Here is a 25,979-nt window from a genome sequence, read left to right on the forward strand (position 1 = left end):
CTCAGCCGAAGGCCGCCCGCATGTACCGCAGTTACCAGTCCGAGTGATCAAGTACGAGGACTCGTTCGGGCCCTGAGGTTAAAGATCAAGCTAGGGCGTGTCGTCAAACTGCCGTCGTCGCCCGGAGGGCGGCCGCGCGGCGTCAGATGCGTGCTCTCGGCGTGCCGGCTCCAGGCCCCTGTACTGGACGTACCGGGTCCGGTGCGGCGGGAGTGCGTGCATGGCGTCGTGCGGCAGACGGCAGGCTGATTACAGGCCCTGGACGGCAGGCGGCGGAAGTACGGTCAAACGCATGCTCGTCACCTTAGGAGGCGGTACGGCCGGCGGGCAACTCCCCCTCGGCCGCCGTCCGCTCCCCGCCCGGCCCCGAGGCGACGGGCCCGGAGGGCGCCTTGGGCGTGGACGACTGCGCGATGAGGGCGCCCGTCAGCACGAGGGCTCCGCCGATGAGTTGCGGGGCGGCCAGGTGCTCCCCGAGCAGCACCCACGCCAGCACCGTGGCGATGACGGCTTCCAGGCAGGCGACGACGCCCGCGACCGCCGGTGACAGCAGCCGTACCGAGACCACACCGGTCACGTACGCGATGACGGTGGCGAGCAGCACGATCCACGCCAGCAGCAGCCAGGCGGGCACGTCCGTGCCGTTCATCGCGGTGTCGCCGCCGAGCACGGACCAGTCCATGCCCCACGGACGCGCCACGACGGTGAGGACGGCGGCTCCGATCAGGAGTCCATAGGCGATGACGCCGACCGGGTGCGGCGGCTCGGCGCCGTCTGCCGCGTCCGCGCTCCCCTGATCGGAGAGGACGAAGTAGCCGACCTGGCAGCAGGCCGCACCGAGCGCGAGCAGCAGTCCGAAGGCGTCGAAGCTCAGCCCGGCCCACACCTCGACCACACAGGCCAGACCGCCGACCGCAAGGACGACACCGACGGCGGCCGCCCTGGTCACCGGACGCCGCTGGACGAAGCGCACCCAGCCGAGGACCAGCGCCGGAGCCAGGTACTCCACGAGCAGGGCGACGCCCACCGGGATGCGGGAGATCGCGGCGAAATAGCAGGCCTGGACGCCCGCGACGGCGAGGAGCCCGAACCCCAGCAGCAGCACGGGGCGGCTGCGGACCAGATCCCGGTGGCGCCAGGCCACGGGCAGCATCACGAGCGCGGCGCCCGCCACCCTGAGCCACACCACGTGGAGCGGGTCCAGGCCCGCCTCGATGAGCGGCTTGGCCGCCACTCCTGAACCACCGAACGCGAAGGCCGAGGCGAGGGCGAGTCCCAGGCCGGCGCTTCTTCCCCGAGACGCGTGCATCGGCACATCATGACAGCGGACGTCAGGAGCGTCACCCCCGTGACGCCTGACTTCGGTAACACTCCGATGTCAATGGCGACCCTGACACGACGGACCCGGTCACACCCCGGGCCGATGCCCGCCCATGCCGGGCCCGGTCACGCCGGGCCGGACGCCTCCGACCGTCACGCGCGGCCCGGACACCTCCACGATGCCGGGGCCGGTCACGCCGGGCCGAACGCCTCCGCGGTGCCGGGGCCCGGCCCGGACGCCTCCGCGGTGCCGGGGCCCGGCCCGGACGCCTCCACGATGCGGTCCGCGAGCAGCGCCGGATCGACGCCCGCCCGCTCCAGCACCTCGACGGCCCGGTTCTCCCGGTCCGCGGCCAGCGCGGCGAGCAGATCGAGCCCGCCGGCCCGCGCGCGCCCGTCCGCCGCCGCCCGGCGGGAGGCGTCCGCCATGGCGGACGCCGCGGAGGGCGACCATCCTTCGGCACCCGTGCCGGTCACCACCGGGACCGCGCCCGAGTCCTCCACCGCGCCCTGCCAGCGGAGCCCGTATCCGATGCTGCGCTGGACCAGGTAGCCGAGCACCCTGGCCAGCTGCGGGCCGCCGTCGAAGGCCGCACGGACGGCGGGGTCCGACTCGATGAGGGAATGCAGCAGATGAGCCGTGTCGATCTGCCGGTCGCCGTCACGCAGGGCGCGCCTGCGCGCGCTCGTCACCACGGCGGCCAGCTCATCGGTGAGTCCGGCGTCGTACTCAGCACGGTGGTTCGGTGCGGGCTGCTGAGGGATTCGCGGGGTCGGGTTCTGCACACTTCCACCCCATCAGCCCGTATCGGCCACTGCGTCCCCGGAGAGTCCCATTGCCGCATCCCACCCGAGTTGGGCACAGGGGAGCGAGACCTCCTCCTTACGGATGAGATCGCGCCGGTCCGGGGCCGGATTCACGCAAACGGCGCGCGCCGCCTTGCTTTGCGCTCCCGGAGCAACCGGAAGCCGCCTCGTACACGTCTCTCAGGCCGGAACGCCACGACGGCCGCGGGAGGGGGTGCCGGAGGTGAGCTGGCTCGTCTCGCTGCCGGCCCTCGACGGGCGGGAGTACGTATACCGGGTGCACGCGCCGTCCGACGCGCTGCGCGCGGATCTCTTCTGGGCTGCGTTCCACTGCCACGACGACGGACCGCATCCACGCGCCTGCGACCGGTTCGACGCGGCCCTCATCTGGCGGACCGGAACCGATCCCGCAGATCTGACGCTTCATCAGTATTGAATGTTATCGCCGCTGCGGCTACGTTCCGCGACACCGTAACCCGTCGAGAAGGGGTGGTCGCATGGCCGAAGTCAGTGCAGAAGCGCGTATCGCAGCACCGGCCGGCAAGGTCTGGGCCCAGCTGACCGACTTCAGCACGTACGGGGAGTGGAACGCCACCCACACCAGCTTCCCCAAGGGCGGCCCGGCCAACCTCGAACTGGCGGGCACGTACGAGGAGAACATGAAGCTGATGGGGTTCCCCGCCGAGGTGACCTGGACGGTGTCGGAGCTGGAGGACGGCCGCCTGCTGACCACCACGGGGAAGGGGCCGATGGGCGTCAACCTCAGGATGAGCTACGTACTCACGCCGGACGGGGACGCCACCACGATCCGGATCGACGGCGAGTTCACCGGGGCGGCGGTCTCCCTGATGGCCGGCAAGCTGAAGGACTCGGCCACCGCGGCCCTCGTCGAGTCACTGCGCAAACTGGACGGGCTGATCGTCGCCTGATCCGCGCGGCACGGCCACCACCGCGCCCCGTACGCCCAAAGGCCCCGGCCACCGCCCCGCCCGTACACACCGAAGGGCCCCGTGGCAGCACCACGGGGCCCTTCGACCCGCCTCTCCCTCACTCACCGTCGGGCTCAGTGCTCGTCGGCGAGGATGAGGTAGAGCTTCTTCCGGGCGTCATTGATCACCGCCAGCGCCTTCTCGCGCTGGTCGGCCGAGCCGGTCTTCCAGACCTGGCCGAACGCCTCCATCATGCCGAAACCGGCCTGCCGGACCTCATTGAGGCTGTCCCAGTCGACACCGCGACCGGCTTCCTCCCAAGGCGCGTCGGCTCCCGACTCAGCCTCGGTGCGACCGGCGTCGGTGAGGGTGAACAGCTTCTTGCCGCCCTCGCTCGCGCTGACGATCAGCCCCTCGTCCTCCAGCAGCTGCAGGGTCGGGTACACCGAGCCCGGACTGGGCCGCCAGGCCCCGCCGCTGCGCTCCCCGATCTCCTGGATCATCTCGTAGCCGTGCATCGGCCGGTCCTTCAGCAGCGCGAGGATCGACGCGCGCACGTCACCGCGGCGCGCCCTCCCCCGGCCGCCACCGCGGCCGCGCCCCCCGCCGAAGGGGCCGCCACCGAACGGGCCGCCACCGAACGGCGGACCGAACTGCCCGAAGGCGGCACGTCCCCCCTCGAAGTCGCCCCGCTCGTACTGACCGGGACCGAAGGGGCCGCGCCCCTGACCGTACCCACGACCGTGTCCGTGCTCATGTCCATGTGAACGCATGACCGTACTCCTTCATTCGTTGATCATTAATCTATCGCTGTACTGTCGCGATGCGTCAACGATATATCGGAATGGGTCGCTCGGCAATCCCCTGGCGCGCGATCCCTCCGAACGTCCCGGGCGGTGGCCGACTGCCGGCATGCCCACGCCGGCCCGGCTGGGGCTACCCTCGTCGGCATGCCGAACCGTGTTCCGTTCAACGAGGCGCTGCTCTCCGCCGTGGGCACCCCCCAGCAGGCCGAGATCCTGGACAGCAGTCCGCGGTCGCGCGTGTGGCGGGTGCGGCTGGCCGACGGGCGGCTGGTGATCGTCAAGCAGATCACCGGCACCGGGGACGCGACCGCCGACGCGGACACGCGCTTCGCGCGGGAGGCCGCCGGGCTGCGCCTTGCCGGACGGACCTCCGGCGGGCCCGCCGTGGCCCCTGCGGTACTCGCCACCGACCCGTCCTCCCGGGTGCTGGTCCTCGAGCACCTGGACGACCTCGGCAGGACGGACGACTGGATGCCGGGGTACGCCGAGTCGCTCGCCCGGCTGCACGCCCTGACCGGGCCGGCCGACGCGGGCGCGCTACCGGTCTCGTCGGGGCCCACGGCCGCCGACGCGGAATCCTTCCTCACTCTGGCCGGGGCGCTCGACGTGCCTGTGCCGTCCGCGGTCCCCGACGAACTCGGCGGTCTCCTGGAGCGGCTGGACCCCGCCCCGCACCACGCACTGCTGCACGGCGACCCCTGCCCCGGCAACGATCTGCGCACAGCCGAGGGCGTCCGCTTCGTCGACTTCGAACGGGCCTCGCTCGGCAACGGCCTGATCGAACTCGCCTACTTCCGCATCGGCTTCCCCACCTGCTGGTGCGCCATGTCGGTCACCGCGGCCCCGCTCACGGAGGTCGAGGACATCTACCGGACCACCTGGCGCGGCCTCACCGGGAAGGACGTGCCGGGTGACCTCGCCGACGCGTGTGCGGGCTGGCTGATCCAGGGCGACGCGCTCGTCGAGCGGGCCCATCGCGGAATGGCCGACCAGTTCGCCCGGGTGCCCGCCGAGGACTTCGAGTGGGGCTACATCTCCGCCCGTGAGCGGCTCGTCCACCGCCTCGGCGTGGTCGCCGACATGACCCGCGACCACGATCACCTGCACGCCCTCGGCCGCCTCAGCTCGGCTCTGGCCGGCCGTTTGCTCGAACGCTGGCCGGCGCTGCGCCCGCTGCCCGCGCCCGACTCCCGCCCTTGGTAGCAGGACGCGTCCCGCGAGTCCCGCCCTGCCCCACGGGCCGGCCGGGCGGAGCGCCTCCCCGCCGGGACGGTCCATTACGGGCCGCCGACCCGGAATTGGCCTTGGCCGACGGCTTCGCCCCGCCCCTACCGTCGGACCATGAGGATCCGAATCGTCGACGCGTTCACCGACCGCCCGTTCTCCGGCAACCCCGCAGGCGTCCTGCTCCTGGGCCCGGAAGGCTTCCCCGATGACAGCCGCCTTCAGCAGATCGCCGCAGAGCTGAACCTCTCCGAGACCGCGTTCGCCCATCCGCTGCCACCGGGCGGCGCCGCCGACTGGGCACTGCGCTGGTTCACCCCGTCCACCGAGGTCGACATGTGCGGCCACGCCACCCTCGCCACGGCCCACGTCCTGCACACCACCTCCACCGCTACCGGCACCGTGCGCTTCGCGGCCCGGTGCGGGATCCTCACCGCGGCCGCCGGCCCGGACGGCTCGATCGCACTCGACTTCCCGACCGCCCCCCTGACCCCCGAAGCCCCGCCCGCCGGGCTGGCCGCCGCCCTCGGCGCGGAGCCCGTATCCGTGCACGACACGGGCCCGCACATCGCCGATCTGCTCGTGGAACTGGCCGACGAGGCGACCGTACGGGGGCTCTCACCGGACTTCGCGGCGCTGGCCGCCCACTCGCGGCGCGGTGTCATCGCCACGGCTGCCGCCGCCTCACCGGGCTGCGGCTACGACTTCGTGTCCCGCGGCTTCTTCCCCGGCGTGGGCATCGACGAGGACCCGGTGACGGGCAGCGCCCACACCGCCCTCGCGCCGTTCTGGTCGGCCCGGCTCGGCCGCGACGAGCTGACCGGCCTCCAGGCGTCCGCCCGTTCGGGCCTGGTCCGCACGTCTCTGCGGGGCGACCGCACCCTGCTGACGGGCAGCGCCGTGACGGTGGTGGACGGCGAGCTGCTCGTCGCCCTGTGACGGCGCGGCGGACTCGATGAGGGGGTGTGCGGGACCGGCCGTTCCGCACACCCCCTCGTCCCGTGCCTGCCCCGGCCTCACGGGGTCGGCAGCCAGCCCACCTTCCCGGCGAGCAGCGCGTACCCCACGAACGCGCCGATGTCGAGCAGGGCGTGCGCGGCGACCAGCGGCCCCACGCGCTGCCACCGGCGGTACAGGAGCACGAAGACGACGCCCATCACCATGTTGCCGATGAAGCCGCCGATGCCCTGGTAGAGGTGGTACGAGCCCCGCAGGACCGAACTCGCCACCAGCGCCGCCATCGGGGTCCACCCCAACTGACCCAGCCGGCGCAGCAGATACCCGACGACGATCACTTCCTCCACCACGGAGTTCTGGATCGCGGACAGGATGAGCACGGGGAACTTCCACCACACGTCGGGCAGCGACTCGGGGACGACGGTGAGGTTGAATCCGGCGGTGCGGGCGACCAGGTAGAAGGCGAGGCCCGCACTGCCGATCCCCGCCGCCACCAGCGTCCCGCGCCCGATGTCCGGCCACGGCCTGGTCCGGTCGAAGCCGATGGCGCGCAGCCCCGTCCCCTCCCTGATCAACAGATGCGCCACCAGGGCGACCGGCACGAGCGCCGTCGTGATCCCGAACAGCTGCCAGGCGAGATCCAGCCATGGACGTCCCGGCGCGTAGGAGCTGTTGAGCGTGGCCGCCTGATCCTTCAAACCCCCTGGTTTCGTCAGGGATCCGACAAAACTGATCAGGGCAGACACCCCGCTGGCTCCTAGCGAGAGAGCCAGAACCAACACCGTTTCGGACCGCAAGATCCGTCGCGACACGGCCTCCTGGGGAAAAGAATCAGCCACACGCCCCGCCTCCACCTGTACACCTGCCCTCAGTTGTGCATTCACGTCCCATGCCGCCCCCTGCCCCGCTAGGGTCTCGAATGCAGGTACGAAGATCATGCGCGACAGGCCGGGGGACGAGCACCATTGCGATGGTGTGGTCCCCCTTTTCCTTGTTCATCCTCAAGGAGGGGCACCACCGACATGGGACGTCACAGCTTGCCGGACGACTACGCCACGGATGGAAGCGGGGACCGTCCACCGCGCCGCCGTCGTACCGTAGCCATCGCCACCATGCTCGTTCTCGCCGTGGCAGCGGGAACGGCGGTAGCGGCACAGGGCGGCCTGCTGTCGTTCTCGAAGTCCTGCGAGGACACCGCCGTACACCTGTCCATGATGACCTCACCGGACATCGCCCCCGCCATGCGTGCCGTCGCCGACAAGGCGCGCAAGGACAATCTGAGATCCGATGGCCACTGTGTGGACGTGGACGTGGTGGCCCGCGACTCGTACAAGGTCGCGGACGCCCTCGCCCGCGGCACCCGCGCACCGGAGTACCAGATGTGGCTCCCCGACTCCGACCTCTGGCTGAACCGGGCGAAGGGGCTGGGGGACGCCATCCCGATCACGCCGGGCGACTCCGTCGCGTCCTCGCCCGTCACACTCGCCATGGTGCCCTCCGCGGCCAAGAGCCTCGGCTGGCCCGAGAAGCAGTACTCCTGGGCCGAACTGACGGCCGCGGCCATGGAGTCCGACAAGGTACGGCTCGGATCGGCCGACCCCGCACGCAGCGCCACGGGGCTGCTGGCGCTCACGAGCATCGGGATCTCGTCCGACAAACTGGGCGGGGACAGCGACACGAGGGCCGCGGCCACCGCCAAGCTGCTCGCCCAGCGGATGTCGGACGGCGACACTCAGGTCGTGGAGACGCTTCCCCAGGACGGTTCCGGTGCGGAACAGGGAAATCCGGCCCGGAACCAGGCGGTGCTTCTCTCCGAACAGGCCGCGTTCGCCCACAACGCCGAGTCGACGGGTGACAGCAAGCTCGACCTCTTCTACCCGAAGGACGGCGCTCCGCTCCTCAACTACCCCTTCACCCTGGTCAACGAGGAGGAACAGACGACGGACGAGAGCCGGGCCGCGCTGCGCTTCATGACGCTGCTGTCCGAGGACGCCTCCCAGCGCACGCTGCGGGAGCACGGCTTCCGGACCGTCGACGGCACGGCGGACGAGACCCTGGTCGCCTCGGCCGGCGCCAAGTCCCCCCAGCCGTACGCCACGTCGCCGGGGGCCGCTCCCTCGGACGAGACCTTGCAGGAGACGCTCGGCATGTGGACGATCACCGTCCAGAGCGCACGGCTCACCACGGTCGTCGACGCCTCGGGGTCGATGGCCACGATCGTGCCGGGCCGCAACCAGTCACGGATGGACGTCACCAAGGCCTCCCTGATCCAGGCCCTCAACCAGTTCACGCCGAACGACGAGATCGGCCTCTGGGAGTTCGCCACGACGCTCGACGGCGACAAGGACTACCGCAGGCTGGTGGAGACCAGCCGGCTCGGCGACGCGGCCAAGGGCGGGGGCACGCACCGGGACAGGCTCGCCGCGGCGTTCTCCTCGCTGAAGCCCGTGCCCGACGGGGCCACGGGCCTCTACGACACCGCGCTGGCCGCTTACAAGGAGGCGCAGCGTACGTACGTCAAGGGCAAGTTCAACGCCGTGGTGATCCTCACCGACGGCTCGAACCAGGACGACCGCTCCATCTCGCGCTCCGCCCTGATCGCCGAGCTCAAGAAGATCACCGACCCGGAGCGCCCGGTACCGCTGCTCGCCATCGCGGTCGGCCCCGACGCCGACCGCGAAGAGGTGAACGAGATAGCGAAGGTGACCGGTGGCGGCGGCTATCAGGTCAGCGACCCGGCGGAGATCCAGGCGGTGATCCTGCAAGCCGTCATGACCGCGGGGCAGAGCGGTGGCGGCGCCGGGGAGTAGCCCCCGCCCGGCCACGGGGCCCGGGCGCGGGAGCAGCCCCCGCCCGGCCCGGGGCGGACCGGCGGCACAGCGCATCCGCATCCGGGCCGGGGCCCCGCCCCGCTCACCGTGCGGGGAGGTCCACCGGCCAGGTGTGCACGGGCTCGCCGGCCTGCATCAGTTCGGCGTACCTGCGGGTCATGGCGGCGAGTGCCTCGGCCCGCCCCAGCCCCGCCTCCCGCGCCCGGTGATAGGTGTCGGCCTGCCAGGACGCGCCGTTCGTCCGCCGCCTGCAGCGCTCCTCGATGATCCCGAGGTAGTGGTCCCGGTCCGCGGGCTCGATGTTCCAGGCGTCGAGGCCCGCGGCCGCCAGCGGCAGCAGTTCGTCCCGCACGAGCTTGACGGCCGGCACCCGGGTCAGCCCGCCGGAGCGGCCGGGCCTGGGCCAGAGCAGCTCGGCGTCGATGCCCTGCCGGCAGGCGGTATCGAAGTTCTCGGCGGCGGCGGTGAAGGGCATCCTGGTCCACACCGGCCGGGACTCCTCCGCGAGTGCCCGTACCAGTCCGTAGTAGAGCGCGGTGTTGGCGATCACGTCGGCGACGGTCGGTCCCGCGGGAAGCACCCGGTTCTCCACCCGCAGGTGCGGTACGCCGTCCGCCAGCCCGTAGACCGGCCGGTTCCACCGGTAGACCGTGCCGTTGTGCAGGACGAGCTCCTGGAGCCCGGGCACCCCTCCCTCGTCGAGCACCCGCTGGGGATCCTCCTCGTCGCAGATCGGCAGCAGCGGGGGAAAGTAGCGGAGGTTCTCCTCGAAGAGCTCGTAGGCCGAGTCGACCCACCGCTCGCCGAACCAGGTCCTCGGCCGCACTCCCTGGTTCTGAAGCTCCGGCGGCCTGGTGTCCGTCGCCTGCTGGAAGAGCGGCGGCCGCGACTCCCGCCACAGCTCCCGGCCGAACAGGAAGGGAGAGTTGGCGCCCAGCGCCACCTGGACCGCCGCGACGGCCTGGGCCGCGTTCCACACGTCGGAGAAGCGTTCCGGGGTCACCTGAAGATGGAGCTGCACCGAGGTGCACGCCGCTTCCGGCGTGATCGACGCCGAGGTGCAGAGCAGTCGCTCCACCCCCTCGATATCCAGGGAGAAATCCTCGCCGCGCGCGGCCACCATTTGATCGTTCAGCAGCGCGTAGCGGTCGACATCGGAGAGGTTGGACCGGACCATGTCCTCGCGGCCGAGGGTGGGAAGTATTCCGATCATCATGATCCCGGCATCGACCTCGGCAGCCTTCCGGTCGGCATATCCGAGACCCGTTCTCAGCTCTTCGGCAAGTTGATCGAGAACACGTCCTGAAAGATTATGTGGAACTATGTTCACTTCGAGATTGAACATCCCCAGTTCCGTCTGGAAATCCCGGCTGGCGATGCGCTCCAGAACCTGTCCATTCAACATCTTCGGCATACCGTCGGCGCCGGCCAGATTCAGTTCGATCTCCATGCCCATGAGGTTGCGCGGCCGGTCGAACCTCCGCTCCGCCAGGAGCCTCCCCAGCACCTCCAGGCACTGGTGAAGCTTCCTCCGGTACTTCTGCCGGTCGGACAGGTCAAAGGCGCCCGCAACGACCTTCTCCCCCATCGAAGTGTCCCTCCTCGAGTGGGCGGCCCGCGGCCCAGGCCGCTCGCGTCACGATCGATAATGCCCAGGCAACGAGATCCATAACGCCCCGCGGACGCCGTGCACCCGCTAATCTGATGCCTGAGGCCCGGGGCACATTCACTCGGCATGACGCAGCGCGCAGTTTCCCCGGCGGGCGGCAGAGAAAGAGCCGACACGTTTCAGCCTACCGCGGCGCGGGAAAAACCCGAGGCGGTGGCTGCGCCGCTCACACCGAATCCGCATAATCTCCGCATAATTGAGACCGGATACCGCCTTGCCGGCAATAGCCGTGGCGGCTAGTGGAAACACCGCGTGAACACGTGTCGTATAAACTCCGCGGACGAGGCAGAGAGTTGACGCACCGGCCCAGTCACCGGCCTCCTCTGGCCCCGCACGCCGACAGCGCCGTCTGCACCCGCCCACGCTCCACCGTGTCTCCGAAGTGAGAGGCGACCCACTATGCCGCTGCATGTACCCCCGGCTCCCGCGCCCGCTCTGCGCAGCGTTCACGCGGCGCTCGGTTCACCGACCGCGGTCCGCGAGGCCCGCACCCCCGCTCTGCGGTCCGTCCAGGGCCCGCTGAGCCCCGAACACCCGCTCCCCGTCCATGTGCTGGACCGCATCGGCGGGGACGGGCTCGCGCCCACGACCCGGCTCGCCGGATGGCGCTTCCTGATCCGCAGTACCGAGCGGGCCGTCGCCGCGGCGGAGACGATGCTCACCCCTGACGGCTGGGCCTTCTCGCACTTCTTCGAAGGCCCGTACATCGCCTCGACCGAACTCGCGCTGCGCCAGGCGGAAGCGGCGGCGACGCCGTACCAGCCGAGGCTGCTGTCCATTCCCGAGCTCTACATGCTGGCGCTGTGGCTGCACGGGGACACCGAGGCCGACGCGTCCGGCGGGTCCCCCGCCCCGGCCGATCTGCTCGTACCGCTGGCTCCCGCCCCACCGGGCATCGCGGCACACCGTCCGCACCGGGTCGCTGATCTGCTCCCCGTGATCACCACCCGTATCGCACCCGGCCCCGGCCCCCTGCTCGGCTCTCCCGCCTGAGCCCGGCTCCCCCCACGTGATGGCTCTGTGCCCCGCCACCGGATCCGGTGGCGGGGCACAGAGCCATCACGTGGGGGCTACTCCTGCCCATCCGGACTAGCCCCATCCGGCCACCCCGAACCACCCGAAGTGACAGTGCAGTTGCGTTGAACCGTCCGGGCGGGTGATGCGTCCTGAGAGGAGTGGAAGCGCTGCTGCGAAATCCCTGCGGATCGACGTCCGTAGGGCAACACTGGGACCGGACCGATCGATACGGGGGGCGGCCATGAACACCTCTTCAAGCCGCAGGACACTCAACTCAACGCAGCGAAAGAACCCAGCCATGTGTCAGCACCAGCCAGCCTGCCCGACAGCCGATTCCGCCGACCGGGAAGCCGCCCGCCTGGTGGCGCACCACCCGGAACAGGGGTGGAGCCTGCTGTGCAACGGCGTCCTGCTCTTCGAGGACACCGGAGAGCTGCTTCCGGACGGGCAGATCATCGCCCCGCACCGGCCGCTGGGAACAGGCCGGGTGGTGAAGGCGGCCTGAACGGCCGTACGGAAAAGGGGCCGGCCCGGAGAAGTCTCCGAACCGGCCCCCACGCGTGTCCGCGTCACATCCTGTGATCCCGCGTCAGTTGTCGTACTCCTCGAGCGGCGGGCAGGAGCAGACGAGGTTGCGGTCACCGAACGCGCCGTCGATCCGGCGTACCGGCGGCCAGTACTTGTCGGCGGCCGAGACCCCGGCCGGGAAGACGGCCGTCTCGCGGCTGTAGCCGTGCTCCCACGCACCGCCCAGCGCGGCCGCGGTGTGCGGGGCGTTGGCCAGCGGGTTGTCGTCCGCGCTCCACTCGCCCGAGGCGACCTTCTCGATCTCGCCGCGAATGGCGATCATCGTGTCGCAGAACCGGTCCAGCTCGGCGAGGTCCTCGCTCTCGGTCGGCTCGATCATCAGCGTGCCCGCGACGGGGAACGACATGGTCGGCGAGTGGAAGCCGTAGTCGATGAGGCGCTTGGCGACATCGTCGATGCTGACGCCGGTGGCCTTGGAGATGGGCCGCAGGTCCACGATGCACTCGTGCGCGACCAGGCCCGCCGGGCCGTTGTACAGAATCGGGTAGTGCGGCTCCAGCCGCTTGGCGATGTAGTTGGCCGCGAGCACGGCGACCTGCGTCGCACGCTTCAGTCCCTCGCCACCCATCAGGCGCACGTACGCCCACGAGATCGGCAGGATGCCGGCCGAACCCCACGGAGCGGCCGAGATCGGTCCGACACCGGTCTCCGGACCGGCGGCGGGCTGCAGCGGGTGGTTCGGGAGGTACGGCGCCAGGTGCGCGCGGACGCCGACGGGACCGACGCCGGGGCCGCCGCCGCCGTGCGGGATGCAGAAGGTCTTGTGCAGGTTCAGGTGCGAGACGTCGCCGCCGAAGTGACCCGGCTTGGCGAGGCCCACCAGCGCGTTGAGGTTGGCCCCGTCGACGTACACCTGACCGCCGGCGTCGTGCACCTCGGCGCAGATGTCGGCGACGTGCTCCTCGAAGACACCGTGCGTGGAGGGATAGGTGATCATGAGCACGGCGAGCTCGTCGCGGTACTGCGCGATCTTGGCCCGGAGGTCCTCGATGTCGACCTCGCCGTCGTCGGCGGTCTTCACCACGACGACCTTCATCCCGGCCATCACGGCGCTCGCGGCGTTGGTGCCGTGCGCGGAGGACGGAATCAGGCAGACGGTCCGGCCCTCGTCACCGTTGGCACGGTGGTACGCGCGCACGGCCAGCAGCCCCGCGAACTCGCCCTGCGAGCCGGCGTTCGGCTGGATGGACACCGCGTCGTAGCCGGTGACCTCGGCCAGGCGCTCCTCCAGCTCACGGATGAGCGTCAGGAAGCCCTCCGCCTGCTCGGCCGGCGCGAACGGGTGCAGCGCCCCGAACTCGGGCCAGGTGATCGACTCCATCTCGGCGGTGGCGTTCAGCTTCATGGTGCAGGAGCCGAGCGGGATCATGCCGCGGTCCAGCGCGTAGTCACGGTCGGCGAGCTTGCGCAGGTAGCGCAGCATCGCGGTCTCGGAGCGGTGCTGGTGGAAGACCGGGTGGGTCAGGTACGTGTCGGTGCGCAGCAGCCCCTCGGGCAGCGCGTCGGCGGTCGTGGCGTCCAGCGCCTCGATGTCGCCGTCGGCGCCGAAGGCAGCCCAGACGGCCGCGATCTGCGCGCGGGTCGTGGTCTCGTCGCAGGCCAGCGAGACGAGGTCACCGTCGACGAGCCGCAGGTTGACGCCACGCTCGCGGGCGTCGGCGACGACCGCGGAGGCCTTGCCCGGGACCCGGACGGTGAGCGTGTCGAAGTGGGCACCGGTCACCACGTCGATACCGGCGGCCCGCAGGCCCTCGGCCAGGATGGCCGCGTAGCGGTGCGTGCGCCGGGCGATCGTCCGCAGCCCGTCGGGGCCGTGGTAGACGGCGTACATGCCGGCCATCACGGCGAGCAGCACCTGCGCGGTGCAGATGTTGCTGGTGGCCTTCTCGCGGCGGATGTGCTGCTCGCGGGTCTGCAGGGCCAGCCGGTACGCCTTGTTGCCGTCCGCGTCCACGGAGACGCCGACGAGACGGCCCGGGAGGCTGCGTGCGAACTTCTCGCGCACCGCCATGAAGCCGGCGTGCGGTCCGCCGAAGCCCATCGGCACACCGAAGCGCTGCGTGGTGCCGACGGCGATGTCCGCGCCCAGGTCTCCGGGGGACGTGAGCAGCGTGAGGGCGAGCAGATCGGCGGCCACGGTGACGATCGCGCCGAGCTCGTGGGCCTGCTCGATGACGGGCTTGATGTCCCGCACGGCTCCGGAGGCGCCGGGGTACTGGAGCAGCAGGCCGAAGACGCCGCGCTCGGCGAGGTCGGCGGGGATGCCGTCGGTGAGGTCGGCGACGACGACCTCGACGCCGGTCGGTTCGGCACGGGTCTCGATGACGGCGACGGTCTGCGGGAGGGTGTCCGCGTCGACCAGGAAGACGCCGTTCCTGACCTTGCCGACGCGCCGGGCCAGGGCCATGGCCTCGGCCGCGGCCGTGCCCTCGTCGAGCAGCGAGGCGCCGGAGGTGGGCAGTCCGGTGAGCTCGGCGACCATCGTCTGGAAGTTCAGGAGGGCCTCGAGGCGCCCCTGGGAGATCTCGGGCTGGTACGGCGTGTACGCCGTGTACCAGGCGGGATTCTCCATCACGTTGCGGAGGATCACCGGCGGGGTGAACGTGCCGTAGTAACCGAGCCCGATCATCGGGGCCAGGACCTGGTTGCGGTCGGCGAGCAGGCGCAGCTCGGCGAGGACCTCGGCCTCGGTCCGGGCGTCCGGGAGCTTCAGGGCCTCGGCGCTCTTGATCACATCGGGCACCGCGGCGGCGGTGAGCTCGTCGAGCGAGCCGTAACCGACCTGGGCGAGCATCTTCGCCTGTGCCTCGGCATCGGGACCGATGTGGCGCTGCTCGAACGGGATTCCCTGTTCCAGCTGGGAGAGCGAAGTGCGACGGGGGGTCATGATGGAGGCCTCCTGGTCTGTCACGACCTGCGAGGGGCACCACGGCGCGGGGTGCCCGAACGGCCTCCCCCTCTGTCATCTCAACCTGAGAGCTTCACCGGTGCCCACGGGGCGCACCGGCTTTCACCGTCGGTGAGGGAGGACTCCGGTCCGGCCGTGGCCGTGCGGAACCCGCCCTGCTTTCCAGAGTGACCTCGTCCGTGCGGTACGGGGGCCTGAGAGATTCCGGGGAGGATTTGCTCCTTCGGCGCCCTCCGGCTTCTTCTCCGGAGGACTCTCCCGCACGGGGTCAGCAGCCATGGCCAGCCTACCAGCGGGGTATGCGAGGGAGATCTCGAGTGGCCGACGCCACGGATCTGCACTTCTGTAGTGCCTGTGGAGTAGCCGTGACCCATGGGAGGGACCGTGCAGACCGACATCGATCCGCGCAGCCTGATCGGCCGCAAGGCGTTCGACCGCAAGGGCACCAAGATCGGAACCGTGGACGAGGTGTATCTCGACGACGCGACGGGTGTGCCCGAATGGGCGGCCGTACGCACCGGGCTGTTCAGCCGGGACGCCTTCGTCCCGCTGGAGCCCAGCGAATTCGTCGAGGACACGCTGCGCATCCCCTTCGACCGCGCCCTGATCAAGGACGCACCCGACTTCGGGGTCGGCCGCCATCTCTCGCCGGAACAGGAGCTCCAGCTCTACCGGCACTACGGTCTGGACTCGGCGGCGCCCGCCGAGAGCGCTCCGGACCGTGACTTCGGCAAGCTGGCCGGCCAGGACGAGTAGTCCACCGGGTTCCGCACGAGCGGCAGCGGATCGGCCGGCCGCAGTTCCGGATCATCGATGCGGAACGTGCGGACCCGGCCGGGCGCCGATTCCGGTTCCTCGAACCGCACCGTCACCCGGCCGACCCCGCTGCCCTGCACCCAGCCGTGCCCGTGGATGTCATGGCGTACGTCGTGCCCGGCCGGCCAGCGCCGCGCGGCGAGCTGCTCCGGGCTCTCCTGTGCGGGTTCCCCGCCCTCCGGCCCTCCCTCGTCCCCGGCAGCGCGCGCGCCCGGCTCCGCGACGTCGGCGTCCGGGAGCTCGGCGGCCAGCCGCTCACCGGCCGCCTGGGCGAACAGATCCTCCTGGGTGAAGTCGGCGAGGCCGGTGACGCCCACGCCCAGCAGGCGGACGCCCCCGGTCGTGTCCACCGCCTCCAGGAGCCGCGCGGCAGCCTCTCTGACGACCGAGGGGTCGTCCGTGGGCCCGCGGAGCGTCTCGGAGCGGGTGAGGGTCGAGAAGTCGTAGCGCCGCACTTTCAGCACCACCGTGCGTCCTGACCTTCCGGCCTCCCTCAGCCGGTGGACGCAGCGGTCTGCCAGTCGCTCCACCTCGTTGCGCACCCGGACCCGGTCGTGGAGATCCATGTCGAAGGTGTCCTCGACGGAGACCGATTTGGCGTCGCGCTCGGCGACCACGGGCCGGTCGTCGAATCCGAACGCCATGCGGTGCAGCGAGCTGCCGTGCGCCTTGCCCAGCAGCCGTATGAGCTCCGCCTCGCCCGCCTCGGTGAGGTCGTTGACCGTGGTCATGCCGGCGCGGCGCAGATGGTCCGCGGTGGCGGGGCCGACGCCGGGCAGGGTGCGTACGGGCATGGGTGCGAGCAGCGCCCGCTCCGTGCCCGGCTCTATCAACAGGATCCCGTCGGGTTTCGCCTCCTCGGAGGCGATCTTCGCCAGCATCTTGGAGCCGGCCAGACCGACGGATCCGCTGAGCCCCGTGACCGCCTCGATCGCCCCGCGCAGCTGCTCGCCGATCTCCATGGCCGAGGCCGTGTCGTCCGCCGTCCCGCCCGCCTCCAGGTCGACGAACGCCTCGTCGAGGCTGAGTGGCTCCACCAGGGGCGAGAGGCGGCCCAGCAGCTCCATGACCTGGTCGCTCACGGTCCGGTAGAGCGCGAAGCGCGGCTCGAGATAGGCCGCGTTCGGCGCCAGCCTTCTGGCCTGCGCCATCGGCATCGCCGAGTGCACCCCGAAACGACGGGCCTCGTAGGAGGCGGTGGCGACGACTCCCCGGGGTCCGAGTCCGCCCACCACGACCGGCTTGCCGCGCAGGCTCGGCTTCGCCGCCTGCTCCGCGGACGCGTAGAAGGCATCCATGTCCAGATGCAGGATGGTGGGCGCGGCTCTCACATCAATCGATGGTGCCCTACGGCACTGACAGTCGCCCTGTCACAGCGGCCGGCGCACCCCGGTTTCCCGGGGCACGGCCGCCCTCCCACGGGTTCAGCCCGCCCGGTTGCGGCGGCGGGCCAGTTCGTCGGTGGGGTTGTTCCCGATCAGCGTCTCGCCGGTGTCCACACGTTCGCCGTGCAGCTGGGAGAGCGCGGCGTCGACGTCCCGCCACACCACCCCGACGGCGATGCCGAAGACCCCCTGGCCACCTTGGAGCAGTTCGACGACCTCCGCGGGCGAGGAGCACTCGTACACGGTCGCTCCGTCACTCATCAGCGTCATGCGCTCGAGGTCCTGGAAGCCGCGGGCCCGCAGGTGCTGCACCGTGGTGCGGATGTTCTGAAGGGCGACCCCGGTGTCGAGGAAGCGCTTCACGATCTTCAGCAGGACGACGTCCCGGAAGCTGTAGAGCCGCTGCGTGCCCGACCCGTAGGCCGGCCGGACGCTCGGCTCCACCAGGCCCGTACGGGCCCAGTAGTCGAGCTGCCGGTAGGTGATCCCCGCTGCCGCGCACGCCGTCGGCCCTCGGTAACCGATCTCGCCGGCCGATTTCACGCCGTCCCCCGCCACCGCATCCGGCGCCGCAGCCGGTTGCCTGATGGTGTGGCCGGCTGTACTCCCCTGCTGCGGATACGGCCCACCCACAGCCGTACCGTCGCCGCTGCTTCTCACGCCGACCTCCGTCCTTGACCTGCCCACTCGAAGGTAGGCAGTCACCCGGGGTGCGTCAACGATCGCCACACTCGGCACGCCGAGTGATAATCACCCTGAGGGTGGTTTCCCGTCACTCATGACCGGGAAAGGCTTGTCGGATGCGCCGGCGGAACCCCTTGGGACGTCACTGGCTGTTCGTACCGAAGTCCTCCGGCGAGATCTGGTCGAGGAACTCACGGAACTTCTCCACCTCGTCCTCCTGCTCGTCGGGAATCGCGATTCCCGCGTCGTCGAGCACCCCGTCACTGCCGTAGATCGGCGTGCCGGTGCGCAGGGCGAGCGCTATGGCATCGGAAGGCCGTGCGCTCACTTCGACTCCACTGGCGAAGACCAGCTCCGCGTAGAAGACCCCTTCACGCAGATCCGTGATCCGGACCTCGGTGAGCTCCTGGCCCACGGCCTCGAGCACATCCTTGAAGAGATCATGGGTCAGCGGCCTGGCCGGAGCCATGCCCTGCTGAGCGAAGGCGATCGCGGTCGCCTCACCAGGACCGATCCAAATGGGGAGGTACCGGTCGCCTCCCACTTCACGCAGGAGCACGATCGGTTGGTTGGAGGGCATTTCCACCCGGACACCCACAACGTCGAGCTCGTTCACACAGCAACCCTAGGACGTGCTCGGCAGGTTTGGGTAGTCGGGCCCCCACCTCGATCAGTGGAGACGGATCTGCAGGGCGCTCTGGACAAGGGCCGAGTGCAGCCGCACGGACAGCTCGGCAAGCTCCCTCGCGGTGGCTTCGGCATGCGCTCTGGTCTGCGGATTCCGGTGCCTGCGCAAGGGTGCGACGACCTGTTCGATCAGCCCGGCCTCCCGGTCGGCGGCCCCTCGCATCGCACGAAGATGACGCGGTTCCAGACCGAATCGCCCCAGATCCGCCACAAGCCTGGCGATGGTGACCGTCGCGCCGTCGTAGCCGCCCTCCGGCGACGGCGCGACCAGACCGTACGACTCCCAGGCATCGAGATCGCTCTCGGACACCTCGGCGGCCGCGAGGAGCTCGGCACGGCCGATGCGGGCAGCGGTGGCCCGGCCGGGCCCGCCGCTCCAGCCGTAGTCGGCCGGCTCCGGCTCACCACCCGGAGCCGGCAGGGTCACCTGCTCGCCCCGGGCGAGGGCGTCCAGGTGCTCCCGGATCACCTTCAGCGGAAGATAGTGGTCCCGTTGCATCCGGAGGACCTGAGCCAGGCGCTCGACGTCGTCCGGACGGAACTTCCGGTAGCCGGAGGGGGTCCGCTGCGGCTCGACGAGTCCCTCTGCCTCCAGAAAGCGGATCTTGGAGATGGTGACTTCGGGGAACTCGTCCCGCAGCTGCAGGAGCACCGTGCCGATGCTCATCGGGCGGTCGTCGGCGGTGGCGGTGCCGTGTCCGGCACCGCCCGTCGGTGTTCTCAGCATGGACCTTCCTGGGGGTTCCCCCGACCGGGCCGGGGGCCGGGTCAGATGCCGCGCTGGCTTGCGTAGAAGACCAGCCGGTACTTGCCGATCTGCACTTCGTCGCCGTTGGACAGCGCGACGGAGTCGATGCGCTCACGATTGACGTAGGTGCCGTTGAGGCTGCCCACATCCCCCACGGTGAAGCTGCCGTCGGCGCTCCGGCGGAACTCCACGTGACGACGCGAAACCGTCACGTCGTCGAGGAAGATGTCGCTCTGCGGGTGGCGGCCGGCCGTGGTCAGCTCGCTGTCCAGAAGGAAGCGGCTGCCCGAGTTGGGACCCCGTCGCACGACCAGCAGCGCCGAGCCGAGCGGCAGGGCGTCCACGGCCGCCTGGGCCTCCGGCGAGAGCGACGGCACAGCCGTCTGTCCGGTCGCCTCCGCCTCGTAGGCCTCGAGGCCCGAGATGGAGATGGTCGACGTCGTCTCCGAAGCCCGCTCGGGAATCCCGCCCCGCAGCGGCGCACCGCAGTTGGAACAGAACCGGCTGGCCTCGGCATTGCGATGCCCGCACCTCGTACAGACCGGCATGGACGAAGCCTCCTGCCTCGGGGCGAACCCTCCACCCGTACTTGAGGTTGACGGTTCTCCGAAACCTATGCGGCCTTGACCGGCAGGGTCAACAGACGACGCGCCGGAACCACCCGAATTGTCACCCCCCACACCTGCCACCTGATCCCGGAAGAGCGGGCGCTCGCCGCCCTGCTCCTCGGCCTGGCCATGGCGCGGTGCGCGATGGCGTGCAGCGTCATCGCGAGCGCTCTTGCCGAACAACTTCCCAAACAACTTCACGGGCGATTCCCCTTGACCGAAACAGACCCGCCCGTGGGGCAGGACGAACTCTGAATGAACACACCTGCCGACCCGGACATCTTCACAACGTCCGTATCCACTCGACAGTTTCCACCACGCACCACCATTACGATGCGGCGACCCCCCGCAACCTCCTGCCCGAGTCCCCCGGCACCCACACGTCCCGGGGTCACTGGGTCGACGACCGAGAGTAGTCAGGCCGCTCCGCCGGTCGCAAGGCGTCGATGACGATGTCGTCGGACCGCGCCACGTGCACAGTGGCCTGCTCCTTCTCCAGCGTCTGCACCACACCGCCGGGGATGTTCAGCGCAGGTTCCAGATCCTGCGGCTTGCCGATGACCGTGAAGACGTACGGAGCCGTGATCTTACGGTCGTCGACCTCCACGGCACCCCCCTCCCCGGAGAAGTACGTATGGGCCACCACGCGCACGCCGTTGACCTCGATGGCCTCGGCGCCGGCCGCCCGGAGCTCCTGGAGGGCGTCGAGCAGCATGTCGGCCTGTACCGCGTCGGCCGGGTCGCTGATCGAGAGGGTGATCCCGGGGCCGTGCACCGCCACCGTACCCGCGAGGATACCGAGTTGGCGCTCTTTCTCCACCGTCTGCTTCCGCGCCTCTTCGGCCTGGTCGGAGCTGTTCTCCAGCTCCGTGCGCTGGTCGACGAGGCGCTGCTTCTCGTCCTCCAGCCGCTGTGTACGGTCGTCCACCTCGTCGAGGATCCGGACCAGGTCCTCCTGACGGGCGCCACGCAACGCGCTGTTGTCGCTGTTGGACCGCACCTGGATGGCAAGCCCCAGGCCGAGAACGAACAGCAGTACCGCGACGATGAGTTGGGCCCGGGTGACTCGCGGCGGCCAGATTCCGGCGATCAGCCGCTGGCGCCCGGTCAGCGCCTCGGGAGTCGGCTCGTCCTGCTCACCGGGCTCCTCGTGCTTCTCGTTGAAGGCGTCGTTGCTCATCGGCGTCACGCCCGGAAGACGTGCCGGCGGATCGCGGCGGCGTTGGAGAAGATACGGATACCGAGGACGACGACCACGCCGGTGGAGAGCTGCGCACCGACGCCCAGTTTGTCGCCCAGGAACACGATGAGCGCGGCCACGACCACGTTCGAGAGGAACGAGACCACGAAGACCTTGTCCACGAAGATTCCGTCGAGCATGGCCCGCAGACCACCGAAGACGGCGTCGAGTGCGGCGACCACCGCGATCGGGAGGTAGGGCTCGACCACCGCCGGCACTTCGGGCCGGACCAACAGTCCGACCACGACTCCCACGACGAGGCCCAGTACGGCGATCACGATGTGCCCTTCCCTGTGTCTGCCGCACCACTGCCGGTGTCTGCGGCCTTGTAAGGCTCTGCTGTCCGTACGATCAGGCTCGGCGCGGCCGGAAGGCTCACCTTGTCCAGTACGGAGATGCTGGTCCGGATGTCGAAAGTGTCCTTGAGCGCCTGCAGGTACTGGCCGTCGGCACTGTCCCGGAAGGCGGCGCCGAGCTTCTTCCCGTCCCCCACCGCGAGCACCGTGTACGGCGGCACGAGCGGCTTGTTGTCGACCAGTATGGCGTCGCCCGCGGCGCGGATCGCCGACAGGGCGGTCAGACGCTGTCCGTTGATGGCGATCGCTTCGGCGCCGGACTGCCACAGACCGTTGACGACCCGCTGCATGTCCCGGTCGCGCACCCGTCCTGTGTCGGAGAAGCCGCTGCTCTCACGTGGTCCGCCACCGCCCTGGTCGGTGTCCTTCGCGTCGTCGACGACGAGCTTCACCCCGGGGCCCTCCACCGGTGTCGCTCCGGAGAGCAGGGCCACCAGTTCGGTCTGGTCACCGCCGTGCTCCTCCAGCGCCTTGCGCTGACGCCTGCCGACGTCGTCGCGGATCTCCTCCACCTGCGCTTCCAGGGTGTCGGCCGCGGACGTCTCCCCGTCGATCCGGTCGATGAGCTCCTCGCGCTCCTTGGCCAGGACGGGTGCGGCGACCCGCGCCTGCGCGGCACCGAGCGTCACGACCAGCGCCGCCAGCACCAGGCACGCCGCGAAGCCGAGCTTCGCCTTGAGGGTCCGGGGCATGCCCGTGCGCCCGTCCGCCTTGCGACGCGCCGATGCCTCGGCATATCCGTCGTCCAGGCTGTGGTCCATCACATTGGTCAGCAGCGACATGGACGCGTCGGGACGCGGGCGCGGGGAGGTACTACTCCGATCGGGGGGCTGCTGCGACATGCCGCACATCGTCGCATGTCGCGGCGGCTACCGCCGAATGGCCCCACCGTTGCGCGGGAAGCGGCCGGGCGGATCCCTCAGCCGCACCGTGCGAGCCGGGCAGACACCGGAGGCCGGGGCGGCGCCTGCCGCCTGCCCCGGCCTCCGGTCAGCTCACTGACCTGCGCTGTCGACGATCGCCGACCATTCGTCCAGGAGCGCCTGGGCGGAGGCGTCGTCCGGCCCTTCTGCCCACAGATGGGTGACGGCTTCGGCCCGGTCGGGCAGCACCATGACCCAGCGCCCGTCCGCCTCGACGACGCGTACACCGTCCGTCGTGTCGACGCTGCGGTCCCCCGCGGCCTCGACCACGCGCCGCATCACCAGTCCCTTGACGGCCCACGGGGTCGCCAGATCGCGCCGCAGCACATGGGCGCGCGGGATGCGGGCGTCGATCTGGCTGAGCGTGAGCTGCGTCCTGGCCACCAGGCCGATGAGCCGTACGAAGGCCGCGGATCCGTCGAAGACGCTGCTGAACTCGGGAACGATGAAGCCGCCACGTCCGTCTCCACCGAAGATGGTCCCTTCCTCCCTCCCCACCCGGGTCAGGTCGTCCGGCGACGTCATGGTCCACTCCACCTGGGTGCCGTGGTAGGCGGCCACCTGCTCGGCGACGCGGGTCGTCGTCACGGGGAGCGCGACCCGGCCGCTGCGGCGTTCGGCGGCAACGAGGTCCAGCATGACCAGCAGGGCCCGGTCGTCCTCCACGATCCGGCCTCGCTCGTCGACCAGTGAGAGGCGTTCGCCGACCGGGTCGAAGCGGACACCGAAAGCCGCCCTCGCCGAGGAGACGATCTCCCCGAGCCGTACCAGCCCGGACCGCCGGGTCTCGGCCGACTCGGTCGGCCTGGCCTCGTCGAGCCCGGGGTTGATGGTCAGCGCATCCACACCGAGCCGTCCCAGCAGACTGGGAAGCACCAGCCCCGCGCTGCCGTTGGACGCGTCGACCACGACCTTGAGCCCGGCGTCCGAGATCCCCGCGGTGTCGACGTTCCGCAGCAGGGATCCCGTGTACGAGTCGAAGACGCTCGACGGGAAGTGAAGGTCTCCGATCTCACCGGGGAAGGCGCGGCGGTACTCCTGCCGGGCGTAGACCCGGTCCAGCTTGCGCTGCCGTGCCTGGGAGAGGTCCGCTCCCCGCTCGTCGAAGAACATGATGTCGACGGAGTCGGGCACGCCCGGCGAGGTTCGGATCATGATGCCGCCGGCGCTGCCTCGTGCGGTCTGCTGGCGGGCCACCGGCAGCGGTACGTTCTCGAGGTCCCGGACATCGATGGCACTGGCCTGCAGGGCCGAGATGACCGCGCGTTTCAGCGCCCGGGCGCCACGGGAGTGGTCACGTGCGGTGGTGACCGTGGAGCCCTTCTTGAGCGTCGTCGCATACGCTCCGGCGAGCCTCACCGCCAGCTCCGGCGTGATCTCGACGTTAAGGATTCCCGAAACCCCTCGCGCGCCGAAGAGGTGGGCCTGTCCACGCGACTCCCAGATCACCGAGGTGTTGACGAACGCGCCGGCCTCGATGGTCTTGAACGGGTAGACGCGGACGTTGCCCTGGATGATCGATTCTTCGCCGACCAGGCACTCGTCGCCGATGACGGCGCCGTCCTCGATCCGGGCGGCGCGCATGATGTCGGTGTTCTTGCCGATCACACAGCCGCGCAGGTTGCTGTGATCACCGACGTACACGTTGTCGTGCACCACGGCCTTGTGGAGGAAGGCGCCGCTCTTCACGACGACGTTCGATCCGATGACCGTGTGCTCGCGGATCTCCACCCCGGCCTCGACCTTGGCGTAGTCCCCGATGTACAGAGGCCCTCGGAGCACCGCGTCGGGGTGCACATCGGCGCCTTCGGCCACCCATACGCCGGGGGAGATCTCGAACCCGTCGATCTCGACGTCGACCTTGCGTTCGAGCACGTCCGCCTGAGCCTTCACATAGCTCTCGTGCGTACCGACGTCCTCCCAGTAGCCCTCGGCGACATAGCCGTAGATGGGCTTGCCTTCCTTCATGAGCTGCGGGAAGACATCACCGGACCAGTCGACGGAGACGTCGGCCTCGACGTAGTTGAAGACCTCGGGCTCCATGACGTAAATGCCCGTGTTGACGGTGTCCGAGAAGACCTGGCCCCAGGTCGGCTTCTCCAGGAAGCGTTCGACCTGGCCGGCTTCGTCCACGATGGTGATACCGAACTCGAGGGGGTTCGGAACGCGGGTGAGACAGACCGTGACCAGTCCGCCCTTTTCCTTGTGGAAGGCGATGAGGTCGGTGAGGTCGAAGTCGGTGAGCGCGTCGCCGGAAATCACGAGGAAGGTGTCATCCTTCAACGCCTCTTCGGCATTCTTCACGCTGCCCGCGGTACCGAGCGGCTTCTCCTCGTTCGCATAGCTGAGCTCCATCCCGAGCTCTTCGCCGTCTCCGAAGTAGTTCTTCACGAGCGAGGCAAGAAATTGGACGGTCACAACCGTCTCATTGAGCCCGTGCCGTTTGAGCAGGCGAAGGACATGCTCCATGATCGGCCGATTGGCTACGGGCAGGAGCGGCTTGGGCATGCTTGAGGTCATGGGGCGAAGGCGAGTGCCTTCACCACCTGCCATCACGACGGCCTTCATGTCGGAAACGTCCTCCTTGAAGAGACGACGGTCTAGCCGACTTCGCCCGTCAGGGCAGCATCTGTGTCATCAGCCGCGGGCCTGCCACGTTGCACGGCACCGCATCAACGAGCTCAATCGGCTACTGCATCCGCCTTGACCAAACGGCGGACCTGAACCACGTAGAGGATCCCTGCCCACCAGTAGAGCGTTGTACCCCATCCAGCGAACGCCCATCCGAAAACAGTGGCCAGCCCTGCCAGCCAACCACTTCCGTCACTGAGCAGCAACAAGGGAAATGCGTACATCAGGTTGAACGTGGCCGCCTTCCCGAGGAAGTTCACCTGGGGCGGCGGATAGCCGTGACGGCGCAGGATTCCCACCATCACGAGAAGCATCAGCTCACGGGCGAGGAGTGCGGCGGTGAGCCACAGCGGAAGGATCTCCCGCCAGGTCAGGCCGACGAGCGTGGAAAGAATGTAGAGACGGTCGGCAGCCGGGTCAAGCAGCCGTCCGAGACTGCTGATCTGGTTCCAGCGACGCGCGAGCTTACCGTCGAGGTAGTCGCTCACACCGCTGAACATCAGCACCAGCAGCGCCCAGCCGTCACTCTTGGGGCCGCCGAACTCGGGGCGGAGAATCAGCCACAGGAAGACGGGTACGCCAACGAGGCGAGCCATGCTGAGGATGTTGGGGATGGTGAGTACCCGGTCCGTCTGAACGCGAGTCTCCTGGACCTCCACCCGGGGGCCTCCTGTGAAGAACGTGCCAATGATGCCCCCTGACCCTACCCTCAGCCATGGCCGGCACCTACACAGGGGTGTCAGAAACGTCGTCGGAACGCAGAAAAGCCCCGTGCCACAAGGGCACGGGGCTTAACTATCAAAAGGAGTTCGGCGGCGTCCTACTCTCCCACAGGGTCCCCCCTG

At 69.9% G+C, this 25,979-nt stretch carries 24 protein-coding genes and 1 riboswitch; of the genes, 8 read left to right on the forward strand and 16 right to left on the reverse strand.

Translation table 11 applies throughout. From position 1 onward, the window contains the following. Window positions 1-304: 304 nt before the first annotated feature. Window positions 305-1,309 carry an EamA family transporter gene (locus tag ACIQMX_RS41615; RefSeq protein WP_402486741.1) on the reverse strand — a complete coding sequence of 335 codons (1,005 nt, stop codon included), beginning with the start codon at window positions 1,307-1,309 and terminating at the stop codon, window positions 305-307. Window positions 1,310-1,512: 203 nt separating this feature from the next. Further along, on the reverse strand, window positions 1,513-2,106 hold the full coding sequence (locus ACIQMX_RS41620) for a Clp protease N-terminal domain-containing protein (protein WP_402486744.1): 594 nt from the start codon (window positions 2,104-2,106) through the stop codon (window positions 1,513-1,515). A 244-nt stretch (window positions 2,107-2,350) separates the two neighbouring features. Between ACIQMX_RS41620 and ACIQMX_RS41625 the strand changes: the two genes are divergently transcribed. Both ACIQMX_RS41625 and ACIQMX_RS41630 read left to right on the forward strand, forming a co-directional pair. Then, window positions 2,351-2,563 carry a hypothetical protein gene (locus ACIQMX_RS41625; protein ID WP_328892762.1) on the forward strand — a complete coding sequence of 71 codons (213 nt, stop codon included), beginning with the start codon at window positions 2,351-2,353 and terminating at the stop codon, window positions 2,561-2,563. Window positions 2,564-2,624: 61 nt separating this feature from the next. Then, entirely contained in the window at window positions 2,625-3,056 is a 432-nt protein-coding gene (locus tag ACIQMX_RS41630; protein ID WP_363078611.1) for an SRPBCC family protein, read from the forward strand. 134 nt (window positions 3,057-3,190) lie between these two features. Here the strand turns inward: ACIQMX_RS41630 and ACIQMX_RS41635 are convergent, their stop codons facing one another. After that, window positions 3,191-3,829: a PadR family transcriptional regulator gene (locus ACIQMX_RS41635; RefSeq protein WP_363078613.1), complete on the reverse strand. Its 639-nt coding sequence runs from the start codon at window positions 3,827-3,829 to the stop codon at window positions 3,191-3,193. Window positions 3,830-4,006: 177 nt separating this feature from the next. Between ACIQMX_RS41635 and ACIQMX_RS41640 the strand changes: the two genes are divergently transcribed. Further along, window positions 4,007-5,065, forward strand: a complete 1,059-nt coding sequence (locus tag ACIQMX_RS41640; RefSeq protein ID WP_402486748.1) for a phosphotransferase — start codon at window positions 4,007-4,009, stop codon at window positions 5,063-5,065. Between the two features lie 138 nt (window positions 5,066-5,203). After that, window positions 5,204-6,025 (forward strand): PhzF family phenazine biosynthesis protein, encoded by an 822-nt coding sequence (locus ACIQMX_RS41645; RefSeq protein ID WP_363078617.1) that lies wholly within the window; start codon window positions 5,204-5,206, stop codon window positions 6,023-6,025. A gap of 77 nt (window positions 6,026-6,102) precedes the next feature. Here the strand turns inward: ACIQMX_RS41645 and ACIQMX_RS41650 are convergent, their stop codons facing one another. Then, window positions 6,103-6,882 (reverse strand): CPBP family intramembrane glutamic endopeptidase, encoded by a 780-nt coding sequence (locus ACIQMX_RS41650; protein WP_219570290.1) that lies wholly within the window; start codon window positions 6,880-6,882, stop codon window positions 6,103-6,105. A gap of 183 nt (window positions 6,883-7,065) precedes the next feature. Between ACIQMX_RS41650 and ACIQMX_RS41655 the strand changes: the two genes are divergently transcribed. Further along, a complete protein-coding gene (locus ACIQMX_RS41655) occupies window positions 7,066-8,853 on the forward strand; it encodes a substrate-binding and VWA domain-containing protein (RefSeq protein WP_363078619.1) in 1,788 nt (595 codons plus the stop codon). A gap of 103 nt (window positions 8,854-8,956) precedes the next feature. Here ACIQMX_RS41655 and ACIQMX_RS41660 read toward each other — a convergent pair whose 3' ends face one another. Continuing rightward, window positions 8,957-10,462 carry a glutamate-cysteine ligase family protein gene (locus tag ACIQMX_RS41660; protein ID WP_363078621.1) on the reverse strand — a complete coding sequence of 502 codons (1,506 nt, stop codon included), beginning with the start codon at window positions 10,460-10,462 and terminating at the stop codon, window positions 8,957-8,959. Window positions 10,463-10,942: 480 nt separating this feature from the next. On the opposite strand from ACIQMX_RS41660, the gene ACIQMX_RS41665 reads away from it, so the two are divergent. Next, window positions 10,943-11,536: a hypothetical protein gene (locus ACIQMX_RS41665; RefSeq protein ID WP_363078623.1), complete on the forward strand. Its 594-nt coding sequence runs from the start codon at window positions 10,943-10,945 to the stop codon at window positions 11,534-11,536. Window positions 11,537-11,858: 322 nt separating this feature from the next. Further along, on the forward strand, window positions 11,859-12,065 hold the full coding sequence (locus tag ACIQMX_RS41670; RefSeq protein WP_148015119.1) for a DUF5999 family protein: 207 nt from the start codon (window positions 11,859-11,861) through the stop codon (window positions 12,063-12,065). 84 nt (window positions 12,066-12,149) lie between these two features. Here the strand turns inward: ACIQMX_RS41670 and gcvP are convergent, their stop codons facing one another. Beyond that, window positions 12,150-15,035, reverse strand: coding sequence for an aminomethyl-transferring glycine dehydrogenase (gcvP, locus tag ACIQMX_RS41675; protein ID WP_363078842.1), 2,886 nt, complete (start codon window positions 15,033-15,035; stop codon window positions 12,150-12,152). A 193-nt stretch (window positions 15,036-15,228) separates the two neighbouring features. Further along, window positions 15,229-15,327, reverse strand: a riboswitch (glycine riboswitch). A 101-nt stretch (window positions 15,328-15,428) separates the two neighbouring features. On the opposite strand from gcvP, the gene ACIQMX_RS41680 reads away from it, so the two are divergent. Next, on the forward strand, window positions 15,429-15,812 hold the full coding sequence (locus ACIQMX_RS41680; protein ID WP_363078843.1) for a PRC-barrel domain-containing protein: 384 nt from the start codon (window positions 15,429-15,431) through the stop codon (window positions 15,810-15,812). On the opposite strand, the gene ACIQMX_RS41685 is transcribed toward ACIQMX_RS41680, so the two are convergent. From ACIQMX_RS41685 to ACIQMX_RS41730, 10 genes are all read right to left on the reverse strand, one after another. Continuing rightward, entirely contained in the window at window positions 15,734-17,203 is a 1,470-nt protein-coding gene (locus ACIQMX_RS41685) for a DNA polymerase IV (RefSeq protein ID WP_402486755.1), read from the reverse strand. The genes ACIQMX_RS41680 and ACIQMX_RS41685 overlap by 79 nt on opposite strands. A 93-nt stretch (window positions 17,204-17,296) precedes the next feature. Then, window positions 17,297-17,917 carry a MerR family transcriptional regulator gene (locus tag ACIQMX_RS41690; protein WP_363078845.1) on the reverse strand — a complete coding sequence of 207 codons (621 nt, stop codon included), beginning with the start codon at window positions 17,915-17,917 and terminating at the stop codon, window positions 17,297-17,299. Between the two features lie 166 nt (window positions 17,918-18,083). Then, window positions 18,084-18,557 (reverse strand): bifunctional nuclease family protein, encoded by a 474-nt coding sequence (locus ACIQMX_RS41695; RefSeq protein ID WP_006123076.1) that lies wholly within the window; start codon window positions 18,555-18,557, stop codon window positions 18,084-18,086. Between the two features lie 54 nt (window positions 18,558-18,611). Further along, the gene (locus ACIQMX_RS41700; RefSeq protein WP_363078846.1) at window positions 18,612-19,355 is read right to left on the reverse strand and encodes a MerR family transcriptional regulator; all 744 of its coding nucleotides are present in this window, start codon (window positions 19,353-19,355) and stop codon (window positions 18,612-18,614) included. Between the two features lie 41 nt (window positions 19,356-19,396). Then, the gene (locus tag ACIQMX_RS41705; protein ID WP_363078847.1) at window positions 19,397-20,185 is read right to left on the reverse strand and encodes an FHA domain-containing protein; all 789 of its coding nucleotides are present in this window, start codon (window positions 20,183-20,185) and stop codon (window positions 19,397-19,399) included. A gap of 190 nt (window positions 20,186-20,375) precedes the next feature. After that, window positions 20,376-21,164 carry a DUF881 domain-containing protein gene (locus tag ACIQMX_RS41710; protein WP_402486759.1) on the reverse strand — a complete coding sequence of 263 codons (789 nt, stop codon included), beginning with the start codon at window positions 21,162-21,164 and terminating at the stop codon, window positions 20,376-20,378. 5 nt (window positions 21,165-21,169) lie between these two features. Then, window positions 21,170-21,502 carry a small basic family protein gene (locus tag ACIQMX_RS41715; RefSeq protein WP_003970459.1) on the reverse strand — a complete coding sequence of 111 codons (333 nt, stop codon included), beginning with the start codon at window positions 21,500-21,502 and terminating at the stop codon, window positions 21,170-21,172. After that, window positions 21,499-22,422: a DUF881 domain-containing protein gene (locus tag ACIQMX_RS41720; protein ID WP_363078849.1), complete on the reverse strand. Its 924-nt coding sequence runs from the start codon at window positions 22,420-22,422 to the stop codon at window positions 21,499-21,501. The genes ACIQMX_RS41715 and ACIQMX_RS41720 overlap by 4 nt, the downstream gene beginning before the upstream one ends. 153 nt (window positions 22,423-22,575) lie before the next feature. Beyond that, window positions 22,576-25,071: a sugar phosphate nucleotidyltransferase gene (locus ACIQMX_RS41725; protein ID WP_402486762.1), complete on the reverse strand. Its 2,496-nt coding sequence runs from the start codon at window positions 25,069-25,071 to the stop codon at window positions 22,576-22,578. 113 nt (window positions 25,072-25,184) lie between these two features. Beyond that, window positions 25,185-25,793 (reverse strand): CDP-alcohol phosphatidyltransferase family protein, encoded by a 609-nt coding sequence (locus ACIQMX_RS41730; RefSeq protein ID WP_363078851.1) that lies wholly within the window; start codon window positions 25,791-25,793, stop codon window positions 25,185-25,187. Window positions 25,794-25,979: the final 186 nt, after the last annotated feature.

The organism is Streptomyces sp. NPDC091416, assembly GCF_044756845.1.
GTDB lineage: Bacteria > Actinomycetota > Actinomycetes > Streptomycetales > Streptomycetaceae > Streptomyces.

Excerpts from the sequence above, each read along its gene's own strand:
- ACIQMX_RS41615 (WP_402486741.1), bottom strand. The coding sequence starts at position 1,309 with ATGCACGCGTCTCGGGGAAGAAGCGCCGGCCTGGGACTCGCCCTCGCC.
- ACIQMX_RS41630 (WP_363078611.1), top strand. The coding sequence starts at position 2,625 with ATGGCCGAAGTCAGTGCAGAAGCGCGTATCGCAGCACCGGCCGGCAAG.
- ACIQMX_RS41635 (WP_363078613.1), bottom strand. The coding sequence starts at position 3,829 with ATGCGTTCACATGGACATGAGCACGGACACGGTCGTGGGTACGGTCAG.
- ACIQMX_RS41640 (WP_402486748.1), top strand. The coding sequence starts at position 4,007 with ATGCCGAACCGTGTTCCGTTCAACGAGGCGCTGCTCTCCGCCGTGGGC.
- ACIQMX_RS41645 (WP_363078617.1), top strand. The coding sequence starts at position 5,204 with ATGAGGATCCGAATCGTCGACGCGTTCACCGACCGCCCGTTCTCCGGC.
- ACIQMX_RS41655 (WP_363078619.1), top strand. The coding sequence starts at position 7,066 with ATGGGACGTCACAGCTTGCCGGACGACTACGCCACGGATGGAAGCGGG.
- ACIQMX_RS41660 (WP_363078621.1), bottom strand. The coding sequence starts at position 10,462 with ATGGGGGAGAAGGTCGTTGCGGGCGCCTTTGACCTGTCCGACCGGCAG.
- ACIQMX_RS41665 (WP_363078623.1), top strand. The coding sequence starts at position 10,943 with ATGCCGCTGCATGTACCCCCGGCTCCCGCGCCCGCTCTGCGCAGCGTT.
- ACIQMX_RS41670 (WP_148015119.1), top strand. The coding sequence starts at position 11,859 with ATGTGTCAGCACCAGCCAGCCTGCCCGACAGCCGATTCCGCCGACCGG.
- gcvP (WP_363078842.1), bottom strand. The coding sequence starts at position 15,035 with ATGACCCCCCGTCGCACTTCGCTCTCCCAGCTGGAACAGGGAATCCCG.
- ACIQMX_RS41680 (WP_363078843.1), top strand. The coding sequence starts at position 15,429 with ATGGGAGGGACCGTGCAGACCGACATCGATCCGCGCAGCCTGATCGGC.
- ACIQMX_RS41700 (WP_363078846.1), bottom strand. The coding sequence starts at position 19,355 with ATGCTGAGAACACCGACGGGCGGTGCCGGACACGGCACCGCCACCGCC.
- ACIQMX_RS41710 (WP_402486759.1), bottom strand. The coding sequence starts at position 21,164 with ATGAGCAACGACGCCTTCAACGAGAAGCACGAGGAGCCCGGTGAGCAG.
- ACIQMX_RS41720 (WP_363078849.1), bottom strand. The coding sequence starts at position 22,422 with ATGTCGCAGCAGCCCCCCGATCGGAGTAGTACCTCCCCGCGCCCGCGT.
- ACIQMX_RS41725 (WP_402486762.1), bottom strand. The coding sequence starts at position 25,071 with ATGAAGGCCGTCGTGATGGCAGGTGGTGAAGGCACTCGCCTTCGCCCC.